At 66.1% G+C, this 23,556-nt stretch carries 21 protein-coding genes; 9 read left to right on the plus strand and 12 right to left on the minus strand.

The genetic code is table 11. From position 1 onward, the window contains the following. Positions 1-84: 84 nt before the first annotated feature. From FOB72_RS29790 to FOB72_RS29810, 5 genes are read right to left on the minus strand one after another with little or no spacing between them, the layout of a single operon-like run. Positions 85-1,236, minus strand: coding sequence for an ABC transporter substrate-binding protein (locus tag FOB72_RS29790; protein ID WP_150376828.1), 1,152 nt, complete (start codon positions 1,234-1,236; stop codon positions 85-87). A gap of 36 nt (positions 1,237-1,272) precedes the next feature. Further along, positions 1,273-1,980, minus strand: coding sequence for an ABC transporter ATP-binding protein (locus tag FOB72_RS29795; protein ID WP_150376829.1), 708 nt, complete (start codon positions 1,978-1,980; stop codon positions 1,273-1,275). Then, positions 1,967-2,731, minus strand: a complete 765-nt coding sequence (locus FOB72_RS29800; RefSeq protein WP_150376830.1) for an ABC transporter ATP-binding protein — start codon at positions 2,729-2,731, stop codon at positions 1,967-1,969. The genes FOB72_RS29795 and FOB72_RS29800 overlap by 14 nt, the downstream gene beginning before the upstream one ends. Further along, complete coding sequence (locus tag FOB72_RS29805) at positions 2,724-3,770, minus strand: branched-chain amino acid ABC transporter permease (protein WP_150376831.1); 1,047 nt, start codon at positions 3,768-3,770, stop codon at positions 2,724-2,726. The genes FOB72_RS29800 and FOB72_RS29805 overlap by 8 nt, the downstream gene beginning before the upstream one ends. A gap of 10 nt (positions 3,771-3,780) precedes the next feature. Continuing rightward, positions 3,781-4,644, minus strand: coding sequence for a branched-chain amino acid ABC transporter permease (locus FOB72_RS29810; RefSeq protein WP_150376832.1), 864 nt, complete (start codon positions 4,642-4,644; stop codon positions 3,781-3,783). Between the two features lie 333 nt (positions 4,645-4,977). Between FOB72_RS29810 and FOB72_RS29815 the strand changes: the two genes are divergently transcribed. From FOB72_RS29815 to FOB72_RS29825, 3 genes are all read left to right on the plus strand, one after another. Continuing rightward, positions 4,978-5,823 carry an IclR family transcriptional regulator gene (locus FOB72_RS29815; RefSeq protein WP_150376833.1) on the plus strand — a complete coding sequence of 282 codons (846 nt, stop codon included), beginning with the start codon at positions 4,978-4,980 and terminating at the stop codon, positions 5,821-5,823. A 46-nt stretch (positions 5,824-5,869) separates the two neighbouring features. After that, complete coding sequence (locus FOB72_RS29820) at positions 5,870-6,679, plus strand: SDR family oxidoreductase (protein ID WP_150376834.1); 810 nt, start codon at positions 5,870-5,872, stop codon at positions 6,677-6,679. Between the two features lie 77 nt (positions 6,680-6,756). After that, on the plus strand, positions 6,757-7,764 hold the full coding sequence (locus FOB72_RS29825) for a Bug family tripartite tricarboxylate transporter substrate binding protein (protein WP_150376835.1): 1,008 nt from the start codon (positions 6,757-6,759) through the stop codon (positions 7,762-7,764). A 57-nt stretch (positions 7,765-7,821) separates the two neighbouring features. On the opposite strand, the gene FOB72_RS29830 is transcribed toward FOB72_RS29825, so the two are convergent. Beyond that, the gene (locus tag FOB72_RS29830) at positions 7,822-8,679 is read right to left on the minus strand and encodes a LysR family transcriptional regulator (RefSeq protein ID WP_150376836.1); all 858 of its coding nucleotides are present in this window, start codon (positions 8,677-8,679) and stop codon (positions 7,822-7,824) included. 143 nt (positions 8,680-8,822) lie between these two features. Between FOB72_RS29830 and FOB72_RS29835 the strand changes: the two genes are divergently transcribed. The 3 genes from FOB72_RS29835 (at position 8,823) to FOB72_RS29845 (ending at position 13,738) form a co-directional block, all read left to right on the plus strand. Next, entirely contained in the window at positions 8,823-9,812 is a 990-nt protein-coding gene (locus FOB72_RS29835; RefSeq protein ID WP_150376837.1) for a Bug family tripartite tricarboxylate transporter substrate binding protein, read from the plus strand. Between the two features lie 8 nt (positions 9,813-9,820). Further along, on the plus strand, positions 9,821-11,386 hold the full coding sequence (locus FOB72_RS29840; RefSeq protein WP_150376838.1) for a UxaA family hydrolase: 1,566 nt from the start codon (positions 9,821-9,823) through the stop codon (positions 11,384-11,386). Positions 11,387-11,617: 231 nt separating this feature from the next. Continuing rightward, entirely contained in the window at positions 11,618-13,738 is a 2,121-nt protein-coding gene (locus FOB72_RS29845) for a TonB-dependent receptor family protein (RefSeq protein ID WP_150376839.1), read from the plus strand. A 3-nt stretch (positions 13,739-13,741) separates the two neighbouring features. Here FOB72_RS29845 and FOB72_RS29850 read toward each other — a convergent pair whose 3' ends face one another. The 4 genes from FOB72_RS29850 to FOB72_RS29865 form a co-directional block, all read right to left on the minus strand. After that, positions 13,742-14,641, minus strand: a complete 900-nt coding sequence (locus FOB72_RS29850) for a LysR family transcriptional regulator (RefSeq protein WP_150376840.1) — start codon at positions 14,639-14,641, stop codon at positions 13,742-13,744. Positions 14,642-14,749: 108 nt separating this feature from the next. Beyond that, positions 14,750-15,817, minus strand: a complete 1,068-nt coding sequence (locus FOB72_RS29855) for a carbon-nitrogen hydrolase family protein (protein ID WP_150376841.1) — start codon at positions 15,815-15,817, stop codon at positions 14,750-14,752. Between the two features lie 27 nt (positions 15,818-15,844). Further along, complete coding sequence (locus FOB72_RS29860) at positions 15,845-17,575, minus strand: cation acetate symporter (protein WP_150376842.1); 1,731 nt, start codon at positions 17,573-17,575, stop codon at positions 15,845-15,847. 11 nt (positions 17,576-17,586) lie between these two features. Continuing rightward, the gene (locus FOB72_RS29865; RefSeq protein WP_150376843.1) at positions 17,587-17,931 is read right to left on the minus strand and encodes a DUF485 domain-containing protein; all 345 of its coding nucleotides are present in this window, start codon (positions 17,929-17,931) and stop codon (positions 17,587-17,589) included. A 252-nt stretch (positions 17,932-18,183) separates the two neighbouring features. On the opposite strand from FOB72_RS29865, the gene FOB72_RS29870 reads away from it, so the two are divergent. After that, on the plus strand, positions 18,184-18,957 hold the full coding sequence (locus FOB72_RS29870) for an MOSC domain-containing protein (RefSeq protein ID WP_150376844.1): 774 nt from the start codon (positions 18,184-18,186) through the stop codon (positions 18,955-18,957). A gap of 19 nt (positions 18,958-18,976) precedes the next feature. On the opposite strand, the gene FOB72_RS29875 is transcribed toward FOB72_RS29870, so the two are convergent. Together FOB72_RS29875 and FOB72_RS29880 are read right to left on the minus strand one after the other, a co-directional pair. Further along, positions 18,977-19,909, minus strand: a complete 933-nt coding sequence (locus FOB72_RS29875; protein WP_150377576.1) for a Bug family tripartite tricarboxylate transporter substrate binding protein — start codon at positions 19,907-19,909, stop codon at positions 18,977-18,979. A 217-nt stretch (positions 19,910-20,126) separates the two neighbouring features. After that, positions 20,127-20,936 carry an IclR family transcriptional regulator gene (locus FOB72_RS29880; protein WP_150376845.1) on the minus strand — a complete coding sequence of 270 codons (810 nt, stop codon included), beginning with the start codon at positions 20,934-20,936 and terminating at the stop codon, positions 20,127-20,129. 136 nt (positions 20,937-21,072) lie between these two features. Between FOB72_RS29880 and FOB72_RS29885 the strand changes: the two genes are divergently transcribed. Then, positions 21,073-22,332, plus strand: coding sequence for a CaiB/BaiF CoA transferase family protein (locus FOB72_RS29885; RefSeq protein WP_150376846.1), 1,260 nt, complete (start codon positions 21,073-21,075; stop codon positions 22,330-22,332). Then, a complete protein-coding gene (locus FOB72_RS29890) occupies positions 22,329-23,537 on the plus strand; it encodes a CaiB/BaiF CoA transferase family protein (protein ID WP_150376847.1) in 1,209 nt (402 codons plus the stop codon). Before FOB72_RS29885 ends, FOB72_RS29890 begins: the two co-directional genes overlap by 4 nt. Positions 23,538-23,556: the final 19 nt, after the last annotated feature.

Here is a 23,556-nt window from a genome sequence, read left to right on the forward strand (position 1 = left end):
CGCCCGGTTCTTCTCTCTCTCTCTCTCTCTCTCTTTCTCTGCTGCTACCGCCAGCCGGCTGATGCCGGTCTTTCCCTCCATGTATTACTTTGCGAGCTCCGACAGCCGCACGGGCTGGATCTTGCCGTTCTGCACCCAGCCCACCACGGTATCGGCGACGGTGCCGCCCCTGGCGTCGAGGCCTTCCACCTCGTTCGGGTTCGCGTCCTTCGGCAGCGCCTTGAACGCGTCGGCCATCTTCGCGCGGATTGCCGTGGCGTCGCTGGTGCTGTTGGCGAGCTTCATGGCGCCGACCAGCGCATACACCGCGGTGTAGTTCAGCGACATCTCGGTGGTGGCGTCCTTGTTGTCGTGCGATTTGCGATAGCGCGTGTTGTACGCCTGCGTGACGGGACGCGCGTCGCTGACGAGCGGCATGACGCCGATCGAGCCTTCGAGCATCGCCAGGCCGTTGGTGACCTTGGCCATCTCGTCCATCTTGGCCTGATCCATGATGATGAAGCCACCCTTGAAGCCGAGCTCGCGCGCCTGCTTGACCACCAGCGCGGTCGGCTCCGACGGGCCGCCGATAAACATCACGTCGGGCTTGTCCGCGATGGCGCGCGAGACGCCCGTGTAGAAATCCGTGGCCTTGGTGTACGACATCGGATTGTTGCCGACGACCTTCCCGCCCGCGCCTTCCCATGCGGGCACGAAGGCCTGCACCCACGCCTTGGCGTAGTCGTGATCGGCCGGCACCAGCGCGACGTTCTTCCCGTATCGCTTCATCTGCGCCTTGACGAACGGATCGATATAGCCCGTGTACGCGGGCGGGATGCGGATGGTCAGCTTGTTGCCGGCATCGGTAATGCGCGGCACGCTCGAGTACGCCATGACCAGGAACTTCTCCTGTTCGTTGAATGCCTGCAGCGCGAAGATGCCGCCCGAGTGCGGCACGAACACGGCCGGCACCTTGTGCTGCTGGACCAGGCGACGCGCATTGATCGCGGCTTCGGCCGGCGCGTACTTGTCGTCGAGCGCGACGACTTCGAACTTCACTTTCTTTCCGCCGATCTCGGGGTTGGTGGCATTGATCTCGTCGACGGCCATCTGCACGCCGGAGAGCACGTTCTTGCCATACAGCGCGGCGCCGCCGGAGAGCGGGCCCGTATAGCCGAGCTTGACGACTTCCTGCGCGAATGCCGGCACGGTCGCCAGCAGGGCCGCCAGCGCGGCGGCAACGGTCTTGACCTTCATGTCTCTCTCCTTGTCTTGTGTATGCCGTGGTGCTTGCTAACCGCCGATGTACGCCTTGCGAATCCCCTCGTCCTTCAGCAGCGTGTCCCGGTCGCCCTCCATCACGATGCGGCCGCTCTCGATGACGTAGGCGCGGTGCGCGATACCGAGCGCCGCGTATGCGTTCTGTTCCGCGAGCAGTACCGTCGTGCCCGCGCGGTTGATGCGCTGGATGACCTCGAACATCTGCCTGACGACCAGCGGCGCGAGGCCGAGCGACGGTTCGTCGAGCAGCAGTGCGCGCGGCCGGCTCATCAAGGCGCGGCCCAGCGCGACCATCTGCTGCTGGCCGCCCGAAAGCGAGCCCGCCGCATCGTCGCGTTTCTGATGCAGGATCGGGAACAGCGCGTAGACCTCTTCGAGCGACCGGCGGATGCCGGCCCGATCGCGCCGGTGCACATAAGCGCCGAGCGTCAGGTTCTTCTCGACGGTCATCGCCGGAAACAGCTTGCGTCCCTCTGGGCAATGCACGAGGCCCGCCTGCACGATCCGCGAGGGCTTCATGCCGGACAGCTCGCGGCCGTCGAAGCGCATGCTGCCGCCGCTGGGGCGGTGAATGCCGCTCATCGCGAGGAAGATGGAGCTCTTGCCCGCGCCGTTGGCACCGAGCAGCACCACGAGTTCGCCCGCGCCCGCGTGGAGCGAGACGTCCTCCAGCGCGCGGAAGCTGCCGTAAGACAGCGATACGCGTTCAAGCTGCAGCATGGTCGGCTCCGAGGTAGGCTTCGATGACGACGGGGTCGCGCTGGATCTGCGCGGGCGTGCCCTCGGCGATCTTCTGGCCGTAGTTGAGCACCATGATCTTGTCGGCAATGCGCATGATCATGTCCATCTTGTGTTCGATCAGGCAGACCGTCTTGCCATGGCGCACCATCTTGCGGATAAGCTCGGACAGGCCGACCGTCTCCTCGGGGTTGACGCCGCCGGCCGGCTCGTCGAGCAGCAGCAGTTCCGGATCGGTGGTCCACGCGAGCGCGAACGCCACGCGCTTGCGCGCTTCCTGCGTGATGTCGCCAGCCAGTTCGTGCGCGAGGTGCGAGAGGCCGACGAAGTCGAGCGCGGCCTCGGCCTTGTCGCGGCAGCGCGCTTCCTCCTCGCGCCAGCGCCGCGTGTGCAGCAGCACATCGGCCAGTCCCGACTGCGTGCGCAGCCGGTGGCCGACGATCAGGTTGTCCAGCACGGTGGCGCGATCGAACAGCGCGGTGGCCTGAAACGTGCGCGCCAGGCCCAGGCGGGCGATCCGGTCCGCGCGCTGCCCGGCGATGTCGGTGCCCTTGAACGCGATCTGGCCCGACGTCGGCGCATGCGTGCCCGCGATCAGGTTGAAGAACGTCGTCTTGCCGGCGCCGTTCGGGCCGATGATCGCGTTGATCTGCCCGGCTTCGAACGTCACCGAGACATCGCTGACCGCGGTCAGCCCGCCGAACGTTTTCGTCAGGTTGCGGATTTCAAGCATGGTCGGCTCCCGGGCGGGTCGTCATGGGGCGGCGCGCGGCGGCTGCGTGCCGGTCTCCCCCCTCGCGGGCGTCGCGTGCCGATGCGCGCCGCAACGCGGCCGCGCGCCTGGCGCGGCGGGCCAGATACGCACCCACGATGCCTTCGGGGAAGAAGATGATCAGCAGCACCAGCACCGGCCCGAACACCAGCATGCGGTAGTCCTGCAGGAACTGCAGCGTCTGCGTGACCCACGGCACGAGCACGGAGCCGAGCAGCGGCCCGAGCAGCGTGCCGGTGCCGCCGACGAGCATCGCCATGACCATGTCGAACGTAAGGTCGGTGCGCGCGATATCGGGGCCGAGAAAACGCACCTGTCCCGCGTAGAGCGCGCCCGCGAATCCCGCGTAGCCCACCGACAGCACGAACGACAGCATCTTGGTGCGCATCAGGTCGATGCCCAGCGCTTCGGCAAGCACGTCGCTGTTGCGTACGGCCATCAGGCTGCGGCCGAGCAGCGACGTGACGATGCGATGCATGAGGAAGGTGCCCACGACGAGGAAGGCCAGCACGAGGTAGTACTGCGCGGTGACGCTGTCGAAAGCGACCGGTCCGATGGACGCGGGCACCGGAATGCCGATCAGGCCGACCGTGCCGTGCGTGAGCGACTCCCATTTCTCGATCAGCAGGTAGATGATGTAGCCGATGCACATCGTGAAGATCGCGAAGTAATGGCCCTTGAGCCGCAGCGATACCGCGCCGATCACGCATCCCGCCGCCATGCAGACGCAGCCCGAGAGCGCGAACGCGGCCCAGAACGGCACGCCGTGATCGACGGTGAGGATGCCGAGCGTGTACGCGCCGATGGCCATGAAGCCGCCGTGCGCGAGGTTGAGCTGGCCGGTATAGCCGGTCAGCAGGTTCAGGCCCAGCGTGGCGATGGCATAGATGAACGCGAGCGTCGTCACGGTGATGAAGTAGCTGTTGGGCACGCACAGCGGAAACGCGATGGCGATGGCCAGCAGCAGGGCCCAGCCGGCCTTGCCTTGCAGTGATGTCATGGAGGACTCCTCAGGCCATGCGGCCGGCAAACAATCCCTGCGGGCGTACCGAGAGAATCAGCACGAGCAGCAGGAAGGCGATGATGTCCTTGTAGTCGGTGGACACGTAGAAGCCACCGAAGCTTTCGGCCATGCCGATGATCAGGCCGCCGACGATGGCGCCGGGAATGCTGCCCATGCCGCCGAGGATGATGATCACGAACGCCTTGGTGATCACTAGGTTGCCCATGCTCGGATAAACGAGGTTGATCGGCGCATAGAGCGTGGCGGCCACCGCGGCCAGCGCGCCCGAGATCGCGAACACCAGCAGCGTGACGCGCGTCGCGTCGATGCCGACCAGTGCGGCGCCTTCGCGGTTCTGCGCCATCGCCACGATGGTGGACCCGGTGACCGTGCGCGTCAGGAACAGATGCAGCAGCACCATGAGCCCGAACGCCGCGGCGATGATCAGCAGCCGCTGCATCGGCGCGGTCAAGCCGAATAGTTCCACCATTTGCCCGTAGGGCGTCGGCATGCGATGGAACTCCGCGCCCCATAGCGCCTGCGCGCCGGCTTCGAGAAAGAGCAGGATGCCGATGGCCGCGATCATGTCGTGCACTTCCGGCGCGTTGCGCAGCGGATGGAACACGAGCCGGTCCGCCAGCATCGAGAGGCATGCCACGGCGCCGGCTGCCGCGAGCATCGCCAGCCAGTAGTTGACGCCATACGACGTCATCAGGAAGTAGGACACATACGCGCCGGCCATGTAGAACGCACCATGCGCGAAGTTCGGCACGTGCAGGATGCCGTAGACCAGCGTGAGGCCCAGTGCCACCAGGCTATACACGCCGCCGAGTGTGAGCCCGTTGAGGAACTGCTGAAAGAACAAAGCCACGGTCGTCTCCTTGGGTAGGTCCCCGTGCCGCCGTGTTGTGCACGGTCGTTCGTTTTTTGTTCAGCGGACTTTTGCATGGCCGTTTGCCCACCGTCAAGCGATATGGCCGCGTATTCCGCAGATCGAAATAGCGGCCTGAATACGCGGACTTTTGTAGGAATTTTCCTCAGTGGAATCCCTGATTTGCGGCGCGGTCCGGGTGGCGGACAGTGCTTCGCGTGACGCCGTGCGCCCGATGTGCACGGGATATGTACGAGGTCAATATCGTCCATCGATGTGCCACATATCATCCGTGCGCATCTTCTGGTCCATCCTCCTCGACGCCAGCCTTGCATGAAGCGATCCACTTCGATTCCGCAGCCTGTAGACGCGGCCCTCGTGTCCGGCGAGACCGTATGTCCCATCGACGATGGCGACCGCAATTTCGTCGGCGCGCTCGCGCGCGGGCTCGAACTGCTGCGCGCCTTCGGGCCCGGCGACGACTACCTCGGCAATGCCGAGCTGTCGCGCCGCACGGGCATTCCGCGGCCCACTGTCTCGCGCCTGACCTATACGCTCGCGAGCCTCGGCTACCTCGTCTACGTGGAGAGCCACGAGAAATACCGCGTGGGGCAGGGCGCGCTGCTGCCCGCGCATCGCTATCTGTCGGGCGCGGGCATTCGCGATGTCGCGCAGCCGCTGATGCAGTCGCTCGCATTCGCCACGGGATGCACGGTCGCGCTGGCCGCGCCCGACCGCCACGACATGCTCTACCTCGAGGCCTGCCAGCCGCGCGGCGGCCTCGTCATGCGACTCACGCCGGGCTCGCGGCTGCCGATGGCGAGCTCGGCCATCGGCCGCGCCTGGCTTGCCGGACTCGACCCCGCGCGGCGCGCGGCGGTACTCGCCGAACTGGAACGGTTCTACGGCGCGCGCTGGCCCGCGCTGCGTACGAAACTCGACCGCACGCTGCGCGAGTACGCGCGGCGCGGGTTCTGCGTGGCGCATGCGGAGTGGGACCGTTCGGTCAGCGGTGTGGCGGCGCCCGTGCGGCTGGAAGATGGCACCGAGGTGCTGTCCATCAATATCGGCGGCGCATCGACACGGCTATCGCCCGAGATTCTCGAGACCAATCTCGGCCCGCGCATCCGCGAGCTCGCACATACGCTGGAGCAACGGCTCTGGCACCACGCGGCCTGACGGCCGCGCCTGCAAACATTCGTTCAACTCGACAGGGGGCAGTTCCATGGAGATTCGTCGCAAACGCGTGGTCGTGACCGGGGGTGGCTCCGGGATTGGCGAGGCGCTGGCCGCGCAGTTCGTGGCCAAGGGCGCGTGCGCCGTCGCGGTGGTCGATATCGACCTGTCCCGCGCGGCGGCGGTCGCCGGTGTCCTGAGGACCAAGTATCCGCATTGCGACGTGAGCGCCCATCGCGTCGACGTCGGCAGTCAGGAGGCCGTGCAGTCGATGGTCGATGCGGTGACGAAGCGCTTCGGCGGCATCGACATATTCTGCTCGAATGCCGGCGTCATGGTGCGAAAGGGGCTGGAAACCACCGACGTCGAGTGGCGGCAGACCTGGGGCGTCAACGTGATGGGGCACGTGCATGCGGCGAATTCGGTCATGCCGCAGATGCTCGAGCGCGGCAGCGGTTATTTCGTCAACACGGTGTCGGCGGCGGGACTGCTGTCGCAGATCGGTTCCGCGTCGTACTCGATGACCAAGCATGCGGCGATCGGCTTTGCCGAGTGGCTGTCGATCGCATACCATGATCGCGGTATCCGCGTCAGCTGTCTTTGTCCGCAAGGCGTGCGCACGCCCATGCTGCTCGGCAAGGACGGCACGCGCAAGGGCTTCCTGCAGGCGGGCGCGCTCGATCCGGAGAGGGTGGCGGAGCTGACGATCGACGGCATTCGCGCCGAACGCTTTCTGATCCTGCCGCACGAGGAAGTCCTCGAATACTACCGCCGCAAGGGACAGGACTACGATCGCTGGCTGAGCGGCATGCGCCGGCTGAAGGACAGGGTGGAAGAGGAGTTCGGCCACGGCATCTGAGGTTTCGTGTCACCGTATCGAGGCATCACCGCAGTACCGCATCAACGATATCCATAACAAGATTGGAGACAGCCCCCATGCGTATTGGTATTGCATCGCTCCCCGCCCGGCGCGCGTTCGCGCTCGCCGTGCTCGCGGGTGTCACCGCCGTTGCCACCCTGGGCACGCCCGCCGCGCGCGCCCAGGCCTATCCCAGCAAGCCGATCCGCGTGGTCGTCGGGTTCCCCAGTGGCGGCGCGCCCGATATCCTCGCGCGCACGTTCTCGGAGAAGATCTCGCCGTCGTGGGGCCAGTCGGTCGTGGTGGACAACAAGCCCGGCGCGGGCGGCAATATCGGCGCGGAGGCCGTCGCGCACGCGCCCCCCGACGGCTATACGCTCGCGCTCGGCACGGTTGGCACGCACTCGATCAACGGCGCGCTGTACACGAAGATGCCGTACGACATGGTCAAGGACTTCGTGCCGGTGATCCTGCTCGCCTCCACGCCGAACGTGCTCGTCGTGCATCCGTCCGTGCCGGCGAAGAATGTGCAGGAACTCATCGCGCTGGCCAAGAGCAAGCCGGGGCAGCTGACCTTCGGCACGCCGGGCGTCGGCACGTCGCTGCATGTTTCGGGCGAGCTGTTCAATACGATGGCCGGAACCCGGATCACGCACGTGCCTTACAAGGGCCGCGCGATGGCGATTCCCGATCTGCTCGGCGGCCATATCACGATGATGTTCGACAACCTGCCGTCGGCGCTGCCGGTGGTCAAGGAGGGCAAGCTGCGCGCACTGGGCGTGACGAGCGCGAAGCGTTCGCCTTCGGCGCCGGATATTCCGACCATCGCGGAGCAGGGACTGCCAGGGTATGAAGCGGAATCGTGGTTCGCGGTGTTCGCGCCGGCGGGCACGCCGAAGGAGATCGTCGACAAGCTCAACGCGGAATTGAACCGCATCTTCGAATTGCCGGACGTCAAGCAGAAGCTGGCGACGCTGGGACTCGATCCGGTCCTCGGCACGCCGGACAAGCTTGCCGCCTATCAGAAGAGCGAGATTGCCAAGTGGGCAAAGGTGGTGAAGGAATCCGGCGCGAAGGCGGAGTAATCATCGACGCGTACCTTCGAGGACTTCTCGATGGTCGGGCACCGGGGTGCGGCCGCTTCAGCCCACTGACGCCAGAAAGGCTTCCGCAATCGCGGCGTGCGGTCCTTTCGGCGACCATAGCAATCCGATGCGGCGCACGGGCGCGGGCTTCGGCAGCGCGATGCGCGCCACGTCGAGCCCCTCGGGCCACGGCCGTGCCCAGTCCGGGACCAGCGACACGCCGAGCCCCGCGTCCACCATCGACGCGATGGCATTAAGCGCATCGATCTCGAGCCGTTCGTGCGGGGCGATATTGTGCGACTGCAGGTACCGGTCCGCGACCATGCCGCCCCACATCGCGCGGTCGTAGCGGATAAACGGCTCGCTGCGCAGCAGGTCGTGCGGCTCGCGATGCGCGAGTGCGCCGGGCGCGAGCACGATGAACGGCTCCTCCACGAGCACCTTCCACGCGAAGGCCTTGGGCATCGCGAACTGCGGCATCACGATGAGGCCGGCGTCGAGGTCGCCCGAGACCACCGAGCGATACAGGTGCGACGACGTGCCGGGCTCGACGAAGATCTTCAGCCGCGGATGCCGCGCGTAGAGGCGCTTGAGAATGCGGGGCAACAGTCCCGTGAGCGCCGAGCTGGAGACGCCCAGCCGCAGCTCGCCGCCCATGGAATCGTCATGGGCCATCGCGCCGAGGTCGCGCACGTCGCGTACCACCGCGCGGGACCTCGCCAGAATGCGCAACCCGCCCTGCGTCGGCATGACGGTGCGGCCCGCGCGCTGCACGAGCGGAATGTCGAGCGCGTCCTCGAGCGCCTTGACGCGCGCGGCAATCGCGTTGGGCGTCAGCCCCAGCCGCCGCGCGGCCTCGGCAAACGATCCGTACTCGACGACGGCGACGAAGCTCTGCAGAAAACGGATATCCATAAAACGCAAAATCCTTGCGGTTTGAATGCGTCAGACAACACTGTTTTGAGATTCTGCCTTCTTCTACCATCCGGCTCAAGACAGCGGGCCTCGATGTCGCGAGACACCGCTGCGGGACATTCGATCACCACAGGAGACGGAACATGGATCATCCAATCTCGCGATGCCTGCATCGCGCGCTGACGGGCATGGCGCTGGCGGCGGGCATCCTCGCCGTGCCGGCCTACGCCTCGGACGCTTATCCCAGCAAGCCCATCCGCATCGTGGTCGGCTTCGCGCCCGGCGGCGGCGCCGATATCGTCGCGCGCCAGATCGGCACGCAGCTGTCGAAGCAGATGGGCCAGTCGGTGGTGGTCGAGAACCGGCCAGGCGCCACGGGCACGCTGGCGGCGACCAATGTCGCGCAGGCCGCGGGCGACGGCTATTCGATGATGCTGGCGTCGCAATCGACGATGGTCATCGCGCCGAGCATGTACGGCAAGCTGCAATACGACCCGATCCGCGACTTCCTCCCCGTGACGCAGCTGGTCTCGATGCCGCTCGTGATGGTGGTCACGCCATCGGTTCCGGCCACCACGCTCAGGGAAGTGATGGACCTCGCGCGCGCGGGCAAGCTCGCCAACTTCGCGTCGTCGGGCGCGGGCGGGCCCCAGCATATCGCGGGCGAGCTGTTCAACAAGATGGCCGGCATCAGGCTCACGCACGTGCCCTACAAGGGCGAGTCCGCCGCGCTGACCGACGTCATGGCCGGCAACGTGCAGGTCGCGTTCGCCAACGTGCCCGTGGCCGCGCCGTTCATCAGGTCCGGCAAGCTGCGCGCGATCGCGGTATCGAGCCTGGCGCGCGCGCAGACGCTGCCGCAGGTGCCGACGGTATCGGAATCCGGACTCAGGGACTTCGAGGTGCTCACGTGGTACGGCCTGTTCCTGCCCGCCAGCGCGCCGAAGCCGATCGCGCGCCGGATCAGCGACGAAGTGAGCGCCGCGCTCAACACGCCCGACGTGCGCGGCAAGTTCCAGGAGCAGGGGCTCACGATCGTCGGCACCAATCCCGATCAGTTCGGCCAGTTCATGACCGCGGAGGTGCCCAGGTGGGCCGCGATCGTGAAGTCGGCCAATATTCAGCCGGAGTAAGGACGCGTATGGAAAGCATCGCAGAGATTGGCCATATCGGCAGCAAGGTGGTGGCGGGCCCGTGCATCCGCCTGCATCCCTCGGACAACGTCTATGTGGCGCGCATCAACGTCGCCATCGGCGACACCGTGCCGGGCGAGGACTGGAGCATTCGCGGGCAGGTGCCGGCCGGGCACAAGATTGCCGCGCGCGCGATACGCGCGGGCGAGCCGATCGTGAAGTACAACACGTGCATCGGCTTTGCCGCGACCGATATCGCGCCGGGCAGCTACGTGCATTCGCACAACATCAGCTTTCAGGAGTACGAGCGCGACTATGCGCATGCGCGCGACTACGTGCCCGTGGTGTCGGTGCCGCAGGCGCAGCAGGCCACGTTCGAAGGCATCGTCCGGGCCGACGGCCGCGTGGGCACGCGCAACTATCTGGCGATCCTCTCCACGGTCAACTGCTCGGCCACGGTGGTGAAAAAGATCGCCGAGTGGTTCACGCCCGAGCGGCTTGCGGACTATCCGAACGTCGACGGTGTGGTGGCGTTCAGCCATTCGCTGGGCTGCGGCATGGAGATGACCGGCGAGCCGATGGACCTGCTGCGCCGGACCATGGCCGGCTACGCGCGGCATGCCAATGTCGGTGGCGCGCTCGTCGTGGGCCTGGGCTGCGAGCGCAACCAGCTGAAAGGGCTGCTCGATACGCAGTCGCTCGCGGCGGGACCGCTGCTGCGCGCGTTCGTGATGCAGGAAACCGGCGGCACGCGTCAGACCATTGAGGCGGGCATCGCCGCCGTGCGCGAGATGCTGCCCGAGGTCAACCGCGTCTCGCGCACCACGGTGCCGGCGAGCCATCTGACGGTGGGCCTGCAATGCGGCGGCTCGGACGGCTTCTCGTCGATCACGGCCAATCCGGCGCTCGGCGCGGCCGTCGATCTGCTGGCGCGCCACGGCGGTACGGCGATCCTGTCCGAGACGCCCGAGATCTACGGCGTCGAGCATACGCTGACGCGCCGCGCACGCAGCCGCGCGGTGGGCGAGAAGCTGATCGAACGCGTGCGCTGGTGGAAGGACGAGTACTCGGTGGGGCGCGACGTGCAGATCAATGGTGCGGTCAGCCCCGGCAATCAGATGGGCGGGCTCGCGAACATCTTCGAGAAGTCGCTGGGGTCGTCGATGAAGGGTGGCACGGGCCCGCTGATGGCCGTCTACCGTTACGCGGAGCCGGTAACCGAACACGGGCTGGTGTTTATGGACACGCCCGGGTACGATCCGGTCTCCGCGACGGGGCAGATCGCCGGCGGCGCGAATCTCATCGCGTTCACCACGGGCCGCGGCTCGATGTTCGGCGCCAAGCCCGTGCCCAGCGTGAAGCTCGCGACCAACTCGCCGATGTACCGGCGCCTCGAAGAGGACATGGACATCAATTGCGGCACGATCCTCGACGGCGAGAAGACCATCGAGCAGGTGGGCGAGGAGATTTTCCGGCTGATGCTGCGGACCGCTTCGGGCGCGCCGAGCAAGAGCGAGCTGCTCGGGCTCGGCGACCATGAGTTCGTGCCCTGGCATATCGGGATCATGAGCTAGGCCTGGCACCCGTGCGGGAACCGGTTGGCAAAAGTGTTTTTTGTGTTGCAATGTGGTATTTCCCGATGTTTTGGGCGTTCCCATTGCGACACGCGGTTACCCGTGTCGCGCGGCCGCAACGGCATGCGGGCCGTATGTCTTTCTTTCACGGCAGCACAAAATCCGATAACGATTATCATTTACAATCGCCGGAATTTTGTGATCTTAATAAACACGCTGGAGAAGAAAGAGATGGTTTCGAGCCGTCGCGGCCTGCCTGCCGCTCCCCTTGCCGGTCAACGCCTGGCGCTTTGCGCGACAGCCGGTGCCGTCATGCTGCTGTGTTCGATGTCCGGTCCCGCCGCAGCCCAGCAGGCACCCGCCGATGCACAGAAAGAAGTCACGCTGGACACGATTCAGGTGACCGGCAACTGGCTCGGCTCGGGCCTGCAGAACAGCGTCAAGGGTTTCGCGGGCGCGCGCACGGTCGTCAACCAGACCCAGATCGACCAGAGCGGCGCGTCCAATATCGGCGACGTGCTGCGCCGCGTGCCTGGCGTGCAGTCGAGCGACAACTCCGGTACGGCGGGCAGCGCCATTTCGCTCAACGTCGGGGTGCGCGGCCTGACCGGCCGCTATACGCCGCGTTCCACGGTGCTGCTGGACGGCATCCCGCTCGCGGTGGCGCCTTACGGTCAGCCGCAGCTGTCGTTCGCGCCGGTGAGCCTCGGCAATATCGATTCGATCGACGTCGTGCGCAGCGGCGGTTCGGTGCGCTACGGCCCGCAGAACGTCGGCGGCATCATCAACTTCACGACCAAGCCGATTCCGGCGGGCCCCGGCATTACGGGCGACGCCGCGATTCGCGAGAACATCTTCACCACGGGTGGCTCCAACACGCAGTACAACGCGTTCGTCGGCACCACGCTCGACAGCGGCCTCGGCCTTGCGTTCCTGTATTCGGGCCAGACGGGCCGCGAATGGCGCAAGGGCAGCGACGACGACGTGAACGACATGGCCGTCAAGTTTTCGTACGACCTGACGCCCTCGCAGCAGTTCTACGGCAAGGTTTCGTACTACGACGTGAAGTCGCGCACGCCCGGTGGCCTCACGGTGGCGCAATTCAATGCCGACCCGTTCCAGAACACGCGTCCAAACGACTACTGGAGCGGCAATCGCTACGGCTTCGATCTCGGCTACGTGAACGCGATCTCCGACAACCAGGAGTTCGAGATCCGCACGTTCTATAACGACAGCTACCGCCAGAGCACGCTGACCAGCGGCGCGAACCTCGTGCACCAGCCGCGCAACTACTCGACGTTCGGCATCGAGCCGCGCTACACGCATCGCCTGGCGCTCGGGCCCACCCTGCATGACATTACCGTGGGCTATCGCTACGTGCGAGAGCGTGGCGACGACAATTCGTACAACGTCAACGCCACGACCGGCGTCACGGGGCCGACCACCACGTTCGACAATGCGACCGACGCGCATGCGGTCTATATCGACGACCGGATCGCGATCGGCAACTGGCGTGTGACGCCGGGCCTGCGCTTCGAGCATATCGACACGAGCCGCCAGCAGCGCGGCACGGCCTCGCAATTCGAGAGCGTGAACAACAAGCCGCTGCCGGCGATCAATGTCTCGTATCTGGTCAACAATGCATGGACCGTGTTCGCGGACTACAGCACGTCGTTCGGCCCGGTGCAGAACATCCAGCTGAACTCGCAGACGCCGAACAACCCGCTGTCGCCTGAAGTGGCGCGCACGTTCGAAGTGGGGACGCGCTGGACGGACAACCAGATCAAGGCCGAGCTGAGCGCGTTCAAGATCAAGTTCGACAACCAGATTCTTCAGGTACCGGGGCTGGTGCCGGCCACGTTCCAGAACATCGGCGCGACGGACCACGACGGCGTGGAAGCGGCCATCGACTACTCGTTCGACCAGAAGAGCCTGCTGGCGGGCCTGAACGTGTATGCCAACTACACGTACACGCGCGCGATCCAGAAGTCCGGCACGACGGCGGGCCTCGACGTGCCGTTCTATTCGCGGAACACGGACACGGTGGGCGCGCGCTACAACTGGCGCGAGTGGACGTTCAATATCGCGACCACGCACCAGAGTTCGCAGTTCTCGGATCTCGCGAATACGGTGCAGGAGTCGGCGGACGGCAGCAACGGCAAGATCCCGGGTTACCGTGTCTGGAACATCCAGGGCATGTTCAAGGTGCCGCGGATGAAGCGTACGGATATCGCGATCGGTATCAACAACCTGTTCGACAAGCGCTACTACACGCGTACCGCCGACGGCAACGCCGGCCGCCTCGTCGGTGCGCCGCGGACGGTGTACGTGCAGGCACGTATCGGGTTCTGAGGGTTATCGCGCGGGATAATCCCGCGCAATGATCTCCTGCAGGTAGCCACACACCGCCTTCACCCGGGGCGTATGCTGCAACTCCTTGTGCACGGCAAGGTACAGCATGCGCTCCACCTCCACCCGCCGACCCAGCACCCGCACGAGCCCGAATCGCTCGGCCCGGGCAAACGTCGGCAGCATCACGATTCCGCCCCCGCCCGCCGCGGAGAACATCTGCGCGAGCATGCTCGACGAGTGGAAGACCACGCGCGGATTCGGTACGCCTTCGCGTAGCCATCGCACCGTATCGAGCTGAATCAGATCGTCGACATAGGACACGAAGTCGTGACCGGCGAGGTCATCGACCGATCGCGGCGTGCCCGCGCGTTCGAGGTATTCCGGCGCGGCGTAGAGATGGAGCTGAAACGCCCCGATCGCCGATACCGCGAGCCCGCGCCCCGCCGACGGAAAGAAGCTGATAAAGATATCGGCCTCGCGACGGTTCACCTGCACCTGGTTGGACGAGGTCACGAGCTCGACCTCGAGCAACGGAAACCGTTCGCGTAGCGCCACGAACTCCGCGGCAAGGTAGAGCGAGGCAATTCCCTCCATCGTCGCCACCCGCACGTGCCCGCACGGCGTCCGGTCGCTGGCGATCGCTGGCTCGGTAATGGCCAGCGCCCCGCGCTCCATGTCCTGCACGCAGGTCAGCAGCTCCAGGCCCCGCGGCGTGGGATGCAGCCCCGCACTGTCCCGAATGAAAAGCGTCTCGTTGAGCGACGCCTCGAGCGCCGCAATCCGGCGGCTGACGGTGGAGTCGTCGATGCGAAGCTGCCGCGCCGCGGCAGTCAGGGTCTTGCTGCGATTGACCTCGAGGAAAATGCGAAGGTCATCCCAGTTGAGTCGGGTCGGTAATGGCATGGCGGCGGGCACGGGCAGGGCGGGGCGTTGCAGCGATTATGCCGGTGCTTGGCCCCGTCCCGCCATGGGACCAAGGGACCAAGGGACCAAGGGCCATATGGCGGTGCGTCAGCGCACCGCATCCTCGAACGCGAAGGCCCCCTCGCTGGCCACCGTTCCGGCGCCCTCGCGCGCGGCGGGCCGCGTGGCCCCGACGTTGTCGGACGTGAACGTGGCGGGCGTCAGTCGCCGCCGGTCGATCCGCACATCGAACACGTCGAAGCGGTTGTAGTACCCCACGATATCGTGGAACTGCTTCGGCTCGATGCAGGCATCGAGGTCGAACGTCGCATAGGCCAGGCCCTCGTCGTGCTGGAGCGTATCGCCGATCACGGCCCCGGTGGGGTCGAGGAACTGCGTCGCGGCCCGCGGCGTGCGCTCGATGACCTCGCGCGCCTGCGCGTCGCCACTTTCGCACAAGGCCTCGATCATCGCGTTGTCCATGAAGCCCGCATTGAGAATGCCGAATGCCTTGGCTTCGAACGAATGTCCGCCCGCGCGGATGCGATTGGCCGCGAGGTTGTCGAAGTTCTGGCCGGAGCCCGGCAGGCGCGTCGGCCAGATCGCGGGCCATGCCGAGATATGGATCTGCTCGCCCTGCGCGGCCAGCGCATAGCGCGCGAGCGGGTTGGTGTTCTCGCCGCAGATCAGCGCGCCGATCTTGCCGATGCGGGTGTCGCTCACGCGCAGGCCGTGGCCATCGCCGGGCGCCCACACCATCTTCTCGTAGAACGTCGGCACGAGCTTGCGATGGTGGTTCAGCAAAGCGCCATCGTCGCCGATCATCGCGTTGGAGTTCCAGATGCAGCCGACGCTGACCTCGCTGCTCTCGCTGAAGCCGATCGACACGAACACGCCGTTGCGGCGGGCCGCGGCGCGGATTTGCGCCATCTCGGGCCCGTCGATGCGGATGCTGTTGTTCACCATGCGGTGGAACCATTCGTGGTTGTAGATCGGCGCCCACAGCGCGGCCCAGACCGGAAAGCCCGGGATGAACGATTCGGGAAACACCACGAGCTCGGCGCCATGGCGCGCGGCTTCATCGATCAGCGAGACAGCCTTGGCGGCGGTGGCCGCCGCATTCATGTACACCGGCGCGGCATGCGCGGCGGCGACCTTGACGATAGGAAGAGTCATATCAGTGTGTGCGGACAAAACAATGAATCAATGCGAAACCGCGTCGGCGATGCCCATGCCGGTCTCGCGGCGGACGGCCATTTCGGGCCAGCGAGACTCGGACAGGCGGCTGCGCGTCAGCAGCGAGAACACGATCACGAGCAGAAAGCCGATGGGAATCGAGACAATGCCGGGATTGCGCAGCGAGATCAGCGGATGATCGAGCCCGATGATGCTCGGATAGGTCATGTTGGGCGACACCAGTACCATGCCGATGGACACCAGCGTGCCGCCGACGACGCCGGCCACCACCCCCGCCGTATTGCAGCGGCGCCAGTAGAGCGTGCAGACGAGCGCGGGCAGGTTGGCCGAGGCCGCCACGGCGTAGCCGAGCCCCACCAGATGCGCGACGTTCTGGCCCTTGGCCGCGATACCCGCGGCCACGCAGACCACGGCGGTCAGCAACGTGGCGATGCGCGCGGCCACCACCTGTTCGCGGTCCGTCGCATGGCCGTTGCGGATCGCGCCGACATAGACGTCGTGGGCGAGCGACGAGGCCGCGGCCAGCGTCAGGCCGGCGACCACCGCGACGATCGTCGCGAAGGCCACCGCGGCCACCACCGCGAGCATGAAGTTGCCCAGCAGGCTGTCGGGCCCGCCGCCGAGGAACTGCGCGAGCATCGGCGCGGCCAGGTTGCCGCCCTTGTCGAGCGCAAGGATGGCCTTCGGGCCGACGTTCAGCGCCGCCGAGAAGCCGATGACGACGATCAGCAGATGGCACAGGCCGATCGCGAACATCGCATACAGCGCCGACGTGCGGGCGTCCTTCGCGCTCTTGACGGTGAAGAAGCGCATGAGGATGTGCGGCATCGCGGCGGTCCCGAGCACGAGCGCCATGCCCAGCGAGATCTGCTCGACGGGGCTCTTCAGATACAGCGCGGGTTCGAGGAAGCGGCGGCCGGCCTCTTCCACCGAGAGCGTCGATTGCCCCTTCAGCAGCGTGTCCAGCACATGGCGCTGGATGGCATCGTTGTGGATGACGCTGCGGAAAAACGCTTCGATGTCGAAGCCGTACGGAATCCACGACAGCACGACGAGCACGATGCAGAACGAGATCAGCAGGAACGCCTTCAGCACCTGCACCGACGTGGTGGCGCGCATGCCGCCGAACAGCACGTAGGTCAGCATCAGCGCACCCACCGCGCAGACGGAGATCTCGTATGGGATACCGATCAGCGCGCGCACGATCACGGCGCCGCCGACGATCTGCGGGACCATGTAGAACAGCGCGACCAGCACGCTGGATACCGCGACCACGAGCTTGGTCGCGCGGAAGCTGTTGCGATACGCGAGCACATCGCCCAGCGTGTAGCGGCCCAGGTTGCGGCAGGGCTCGGCAATCAGCAGCAGCACCGGCACGAACGAGATAAAGAAACCGGCGACGTAGCTGATGCCGTCGAGGCCGTACAGCGCGATCAGTCCCGACACGCCGAGGAAGGCCGCGGCCGACAGGTAGTCGCCGGCAATCGCCATGCCGTTCATGCGCGCGCTGATGCCGCCGCCGGCCGTGTAGAAGTCGCTCGCGGTGGCATTGCGGCGCGCCGCGAACCACGTGATGGCCAGCGTCAGCGAGAACAGCACCGCGAACACGATGACGGTCATCGCGCGATTGCCCTCGGTGACGAGCGTGGCTTCCGCGGCGTGGGCGGTGCCGAGCGTCAGCGGCGATGCGGCAATGGCGGCGATGGCGGCAAGAAGGTGGGGAATACGCGCTTTCATGGCCGGGCTCCTCACGCTGCCACCGCGTGGGCGGCCTCAGGCTCCGGGGACGGGGCCTGCGAGATCAGTGCATCGGCCATCGCATCGAGCCGGCGCAGCTTTGCCGCATAGGCCCAGGCGATGACGCCGCCGACGAAATACTGGCCGCACAGGTACCAGAGCCCGAAGTTGGTCGAGGCCGTGACTCGAATCTCGAACAGGCTGGAACCGATGCCGGCGAGCACGGGCACGGCGAAGAACATCGTCATGCTGATCGCGAACAGGGTCAGCACGACGCGCCTGCGGGTGCGCACCAGCCGCTGGAATTCTGGGTTCTGGTACAGCGCCTCGTAGGCGCGTGGTGATGGTTTGATCATGCTGCTCTCTCCCGATGACGATCAATCTGGCTGCATTCTTGTTCGATTCGTGCAACGGCGAAAAGGAGAGAGTTCGCAGATGCCTCTGCAAAAATGCAGAGTGGCGCGCAATGGTGCATGGCTTTTTTGCAGAGCACCAATTCGGGTGGGTGTGCACCGTTTTCGCGCCGGGATTCGTGTGGCAAAAGCACTTGGCGAACGGTTTGTGGCGCGGCAACATAGGGACCTCGCTTACGCCATCTGCCTACCGCCATGAACATCCAGTCGCTATACCGCTATCCGGTCAAGGGCCTGTCGCCCGAAACGCTCGCCAGCGTGGACCTGCATGCCGCGCAGGGGTTTCCGCTCGACCGCGCCTACGCGGTCACGGACGGTTCGCTCGATTTCGACCCGGCGCACCCAGTGCCCGCGCCGAAGACGCAGTTCCTGATGCTGGCCAAGTACGAAAAGCTTGCGCGCCTGAAGACGCGCTTCGTCGAGTCATCGGCGCAACTGGAACTGGCCGAGGACGGCAGGGTGTCGCGGTTCGATCTTGCCGACGACGCGGACCGCAAGGGGCTCGCGGATTATCTGCAGCGGTATCTCGACGTGCCGCTGCCGGGCACGCCGCGCGTGGTCAACGCGCCGAATTTCCAGTTCACGGATGTGAGCGTGCGGTCGGAAGCGCTGATGCGCAGCATCTCGCTGATCAACCTCGATACGGTGGCCGACTTCGCGCGCCATCTGGACCACCCGCTGGATCCGCTGCGTTTTCGCGCAAACCTGTATTTCTCGGGACAGCCCGCGTGGACGGAAATGGAATGGGTCGATCGCGAACTGACGATCGGCGACGTGGTACTGAAGGTCGTGCGGCGCACGAAACGCTGCGCGGCCACGAGCGTGGATCCGCAGACGGGTATCCGCGACCTCAATATTCCGGTGTCGCTGCTGCAGTACGTGAAGCACGGGGACCTCGGCATCTATGCCGAGGTGGTGCGGGGCGGGACGATCCGCCCGGGAGACGAGCTGGTGCTGCGGGACGCGTGAAGGTTCGATCGACCCCGGGTCAATCCACCTTCGCGCCGGACTGCTCGACGATGGGCTTCCACTTCCGATAGTCCGAATCCACGAGCTCGGCGAACGCCTTCGGCGTCATGAGCTTCGCCTCGGCGCCCTGTTCGTGGATCGCATGAATGACGTCGGGGTTGGCCAGCACCTTGTTGATCTCGGTGGCCAGGCGGTCCACGACGCTGGCCGGCGTTTTCGCGGGCGCGAAGATGCCGTACCAGGTGCTGACATCCACGTCCTTGTAGCCGCTTTCGGCGACGGTCGGCACGTTCGGCAGCGACGTGCTGCGGGTGGCCGACGTCACGGCCAGTACGCGCAGCTTGCCGGCCTTGACCTGTGCCAGCGCCGAGGGCACCGAGGCGACCATCAGGTCGACGTTGCCGGCCATCGCGTCCATCATCGCGGCATTCGAGCCCTTGTACGGCACGTGCAGCAGCTTGATGCCGGCCGCGTGGCTGAAGATCTCCGCCGCGAGGTGAATCGTCGTGCCATTGCCGGGCGAGCCATAGCGGACCGACTCCGGATGCGCCTTCGCGGCCGCGACCACATCGGCCAGCGTCTTGAAGCGCGAGTTCGCCGACGTGACGATGCAGATCGGCGTGTAGGCAACGTGGCTGATGGCGATGAGGTCGCGCGCCGGCACATACGACACCGACTTGTAGAGCCATGGCGCCACCACGAGATTGTCCTTCTGGCCCATGACCAGTTCGTAGCCGGTGGGCGCCGCGCGCACGATCTCGGCAATGCCGAGCGTGCCGCCCGCGCCGGGCTTGTTGTCGGGCACGAACGTCCATTTGGTGCTCTGCGCGACCTGGTTGGCCACGAGGCGCGCGAGGATATCGGTGCCGCCGCCCGGCGGGAACGGAATGACGAGCCGGATCGGCTTGGCAGGCCAGTTGTCCTGCGCCAGCGCGGGAAAGCCGCTCGCCATCGCGGCCGAGGCCAGCGCGCCTTTCAGCAGGGCGCGCCTGGAGGTATTGACGTCGGGGGACGCGGGCAGGGCGGTCTCGCTGTGCAGCGAGCCGGAACGATGGGCGGGAATTCGGGGCATGGAGGGTTCGGACGGCGGGAAAGCAACCCGCGATTATACCGCCGCCGCTCCGCCGCCCACTCTACACGCCCCGCGCCGCCGAAGTCCGCCGCTCGCGCTAGCCGCCCTGCATCGCGCGCACGTCGGCCTCGATCCGCTGGACCGTCTCCAGCAGCAGCTTCGCCAGGCTTTCGATCCGCGCGTTCTGCATCCGCGACGCCACAGCGGAGATGCTGATGGCCGCCGCGGCCGACTGCTCGTACGGCGCGTGCACGGGCACCGCGACGGTCCGTACCGTCGGCACTTCCAGCACGCGATTGACGAGGTACCCGCGCGTGCGCACCTGCTTCACCTTGTCCCACATCACACGTTCCGAGTAGTTCGGATATCCCTCGCTCACCTTTGTCTCGTTCGACAGGCAGATGCGCAGGATCTCGTCGTCGGGCAGCGTGCTGAGAATGGCCACGTTGCCGCCGCCGATATTAAGCGGACGCGGCCGGCCCACCTCGAGCACGAACGCGCGGATCGGGAACGACCCTTCCTCGCGATCCACGCACACGCCGTTGAACCCCGACCTGACCGTCAGAAAGACGGTGTCTCCCGACGCCTCCGCCAGCGCCTTGATATGCGGGTGGCACACGTCCCGCAGCTGAAAGCGCGGCGCCGCCGCGAGACCCATCTCGTAGAGGCTGCTGCCGAGGTAATAGCGCTTGGACGCCGGATGCTGCGTCACCAGTTGTTCCGCCACCAGTCCCTGCAGGATCCGATGCGCGGTCGATCGCTCGAGCCCCGCTGCGCGATAGATGTCGGCGAGCCGCATGCCCGTGCGGTTGTGCGCCGCAATCAGGCGAAGGATGAACGCGGCGCGCTGGATCGTCTGCGTGCCGCTGACGGCGACGCTGCCGTCCGCGAAGTCTTCTCTTTTCATGATCCCAATATATGGAACAACCGTCGTTGACGCTGGCGACCGGGGATTCGTAACATTCTTAGCCATCGAAACCGTGATTATCCACCGCAAACACGATGTGGCGATGAAATCGGATCGGCAAGGAAAATCCCAATATATGGAACTACATTACAAATCGGGCGCGGCGCTGGCGGGCATCAGGGTGCTCGACATGGGCGCGGCGCTCGGCAACTACTGCGCGAAGCTCTTCGCCGACCTGGGTGCCGACGTCGTGCTGGTCGAGCCGGCCGGCGGCACGCGCACCCGCGCCATGGCACCGTTTCTCGAAGGCCGGACCGATGCCGAGGCGAGTCTCTACTTCCAGTACAACAACACGAACAAGCGCAGCATCGGCCTCGACCTCGATACGGCGCAAGGCAAGGCGCTGTTCCGCCAGCTGGTCGCCGATACCGATCTGCTGATCGAATGCGCGGTGCCCGGCGAGATGGATGCGCTCGGGCTGGGATACGCGACGCTGCGCGCTTGGAATCCGCGCCTGGTGATGACGAGCATCACGCCGTTCGGCCAGACTGGACCCTATGCCGGGTGGAAGGGCGAGGACCTGGTGGCGATGGCGATGGGCGGGATGATGTCGCTGGGCGGCTACGTCGATAGCCCGCCCATGGTGCCGTTCGGCTACCAGGGCATCGCGGCCGCCAATCTTTTCGCCGCCGTGGCATCGCTCGCGGCGCTCCATGAGGCCGAGGCGAGCGGCGCGGGCCAGTATATCGATGTCTCGATGCAGGAGTGCATCGTCATGGGGATGGAGAACGCGGTGCAGTTCTTCGACCTCGAAGGCACGATCCGGGGCCGGACCGCGGGCCGGCAGCGCGAGGCGGGCAGCGGCGTCTTCCGTTGCAAGGATGGCTATATCTATCTGATGGCCGCCGGCGTGGGCGCCAATCGGTTCTGGGGCAACACGGTCGAATGGCTCGCGGAGGAGGGCATCGAAGGCGTCGAGGCCCTGCGCGACGAACGGTGGTCGAACCGCGACTACCTGAGCACGAAGGAGGCCAAGGAGACGTTCGCGCGCGTCTTCAACGGTTTCGCGCTCCGATACACGAAGGCCGAGCTCTATCAGCGCGGTCAGGCGCGCCGCATTCCCATCGCCCCCGTCAGCACGCCCGCGGACGTGCTCGACAGCGAGCAGCTCGCGGCGCGCGGCTTCTTCCTCGATGTCGGCCCCGAAGCGTTCGGCGAGGGCGCGTTCACGACCGCGGGCAAATTCCCCGGCGCACCTTACCGGTTCGGCGCGACCCCCTGGCGGCTGGAGCGCCTGGCGCCGCGGCTGGGTCAGCATACGGCGGAGATCCTGTCGGGGCTCGGCATTTCCGGACCCGCGCAGGCGGCGCTGTTCGATGCGGGAGTCGTGCAATGAAGAGATTGCTCCAAGGCATTCGCGTCATCGACTTCACGTGGATCGGGGCCGGGTCCTTCACGACGAAGCTGCTCGCCGACCTCGGCGCCGACGTCATCAAGATCGAGACCTGCACGCGGCTGGACTCGCTGCGCATCGCGCGTCCCTTCAAGGATGGCGTATCGGGCGTGAACCGCAGCGGCTACTTCGCGGACCGCAACTCGAGCAAGCGCAGCATCACGGTCAACGCGAAGCATCCCGATGGATTGCAGCTGATCCGGCAACTGATTGCCGATGCCGATATCGTGGCCAACAACTTCACGCCCGGCGTCATGGAGAAGATCGGGCTCGGTTATGACGCCGTGCGCGAGATTCGTCCGCGGGTCGTGTACGCGTCGATGTCCATGCAGGGGACCACTGGCCCCGAGAAGGACTACCTCGGCTACGGCCTGATCATCGGCGCGCTGACCGGCCTGCAGCATCTGACGGGCCTGCCGGACCGCGAGCCGGCGGGGACCGGGACCAACTATCCCGACCATATTCCCAACCCCACGCACGCGGCGTTCGCGATCCTGGCCGCGCTGCGCCACGCGCGCCGGACCGGCGAGGGACAGTTCATCGATATCGCGCAGACCGAGCCGACGCTGGCGCTGATGGGGCCGTGGATCCTGAACAGCGCCTTCAACGGACGTGTCGATGACCGTCGCGGCAACACGCATCCCGACATGGCGCCGCACGGGGTCTATCCGTGCGATGGCGAGGACCGCTGGATCGCCATCGCGGTGGCCGACGATGCGCAATGGCTGTCGCTCCGCGCCGCGCTGGACCTGCCGGAACCCGCGCGGTGGGCGTCCGTCGCGGGACGCCTCGCGGACCGCGAAGCGATCGATGCCGAGATCGCCGCGAGATCGCGCAAATGGGATGGACCCGCACTCATGCATGCGTTGCAGGCAGCGGGCATCTCGGCCGGCATCGTCAACAACGCCGCGGACGTACTGACCACCGACCCGCAACTGCAGGCGCGCGGGCACTGGGTGACGCTCGACCATCCGGAGATGGGCCCGAGCATCTACAACGCGCCGCCGTTCCGTTTCTCGGATGCCCACTCGAATCCATCGACGCCCGCGCCGCTGCTGGGGCAGCACACGCGGGAGATCTGCCGCGATCTGCTGGGATTGAGCGATGCCGACGTGGCGCGCCTGATCGACAGCGGCGCACTCGCATAAGCACAAGACAGGGAGACAC

The sequence above is a fragment of the Cupriavidus pauculus genome (assembly GCF_008693385.1).
Lineage (GTDB): Bacteria > Pseudomonadota > Gammaproteobacteria > Burkholderiales > Burkholderiaceae > Cupriavidus > Cupriavidus pauculus_D.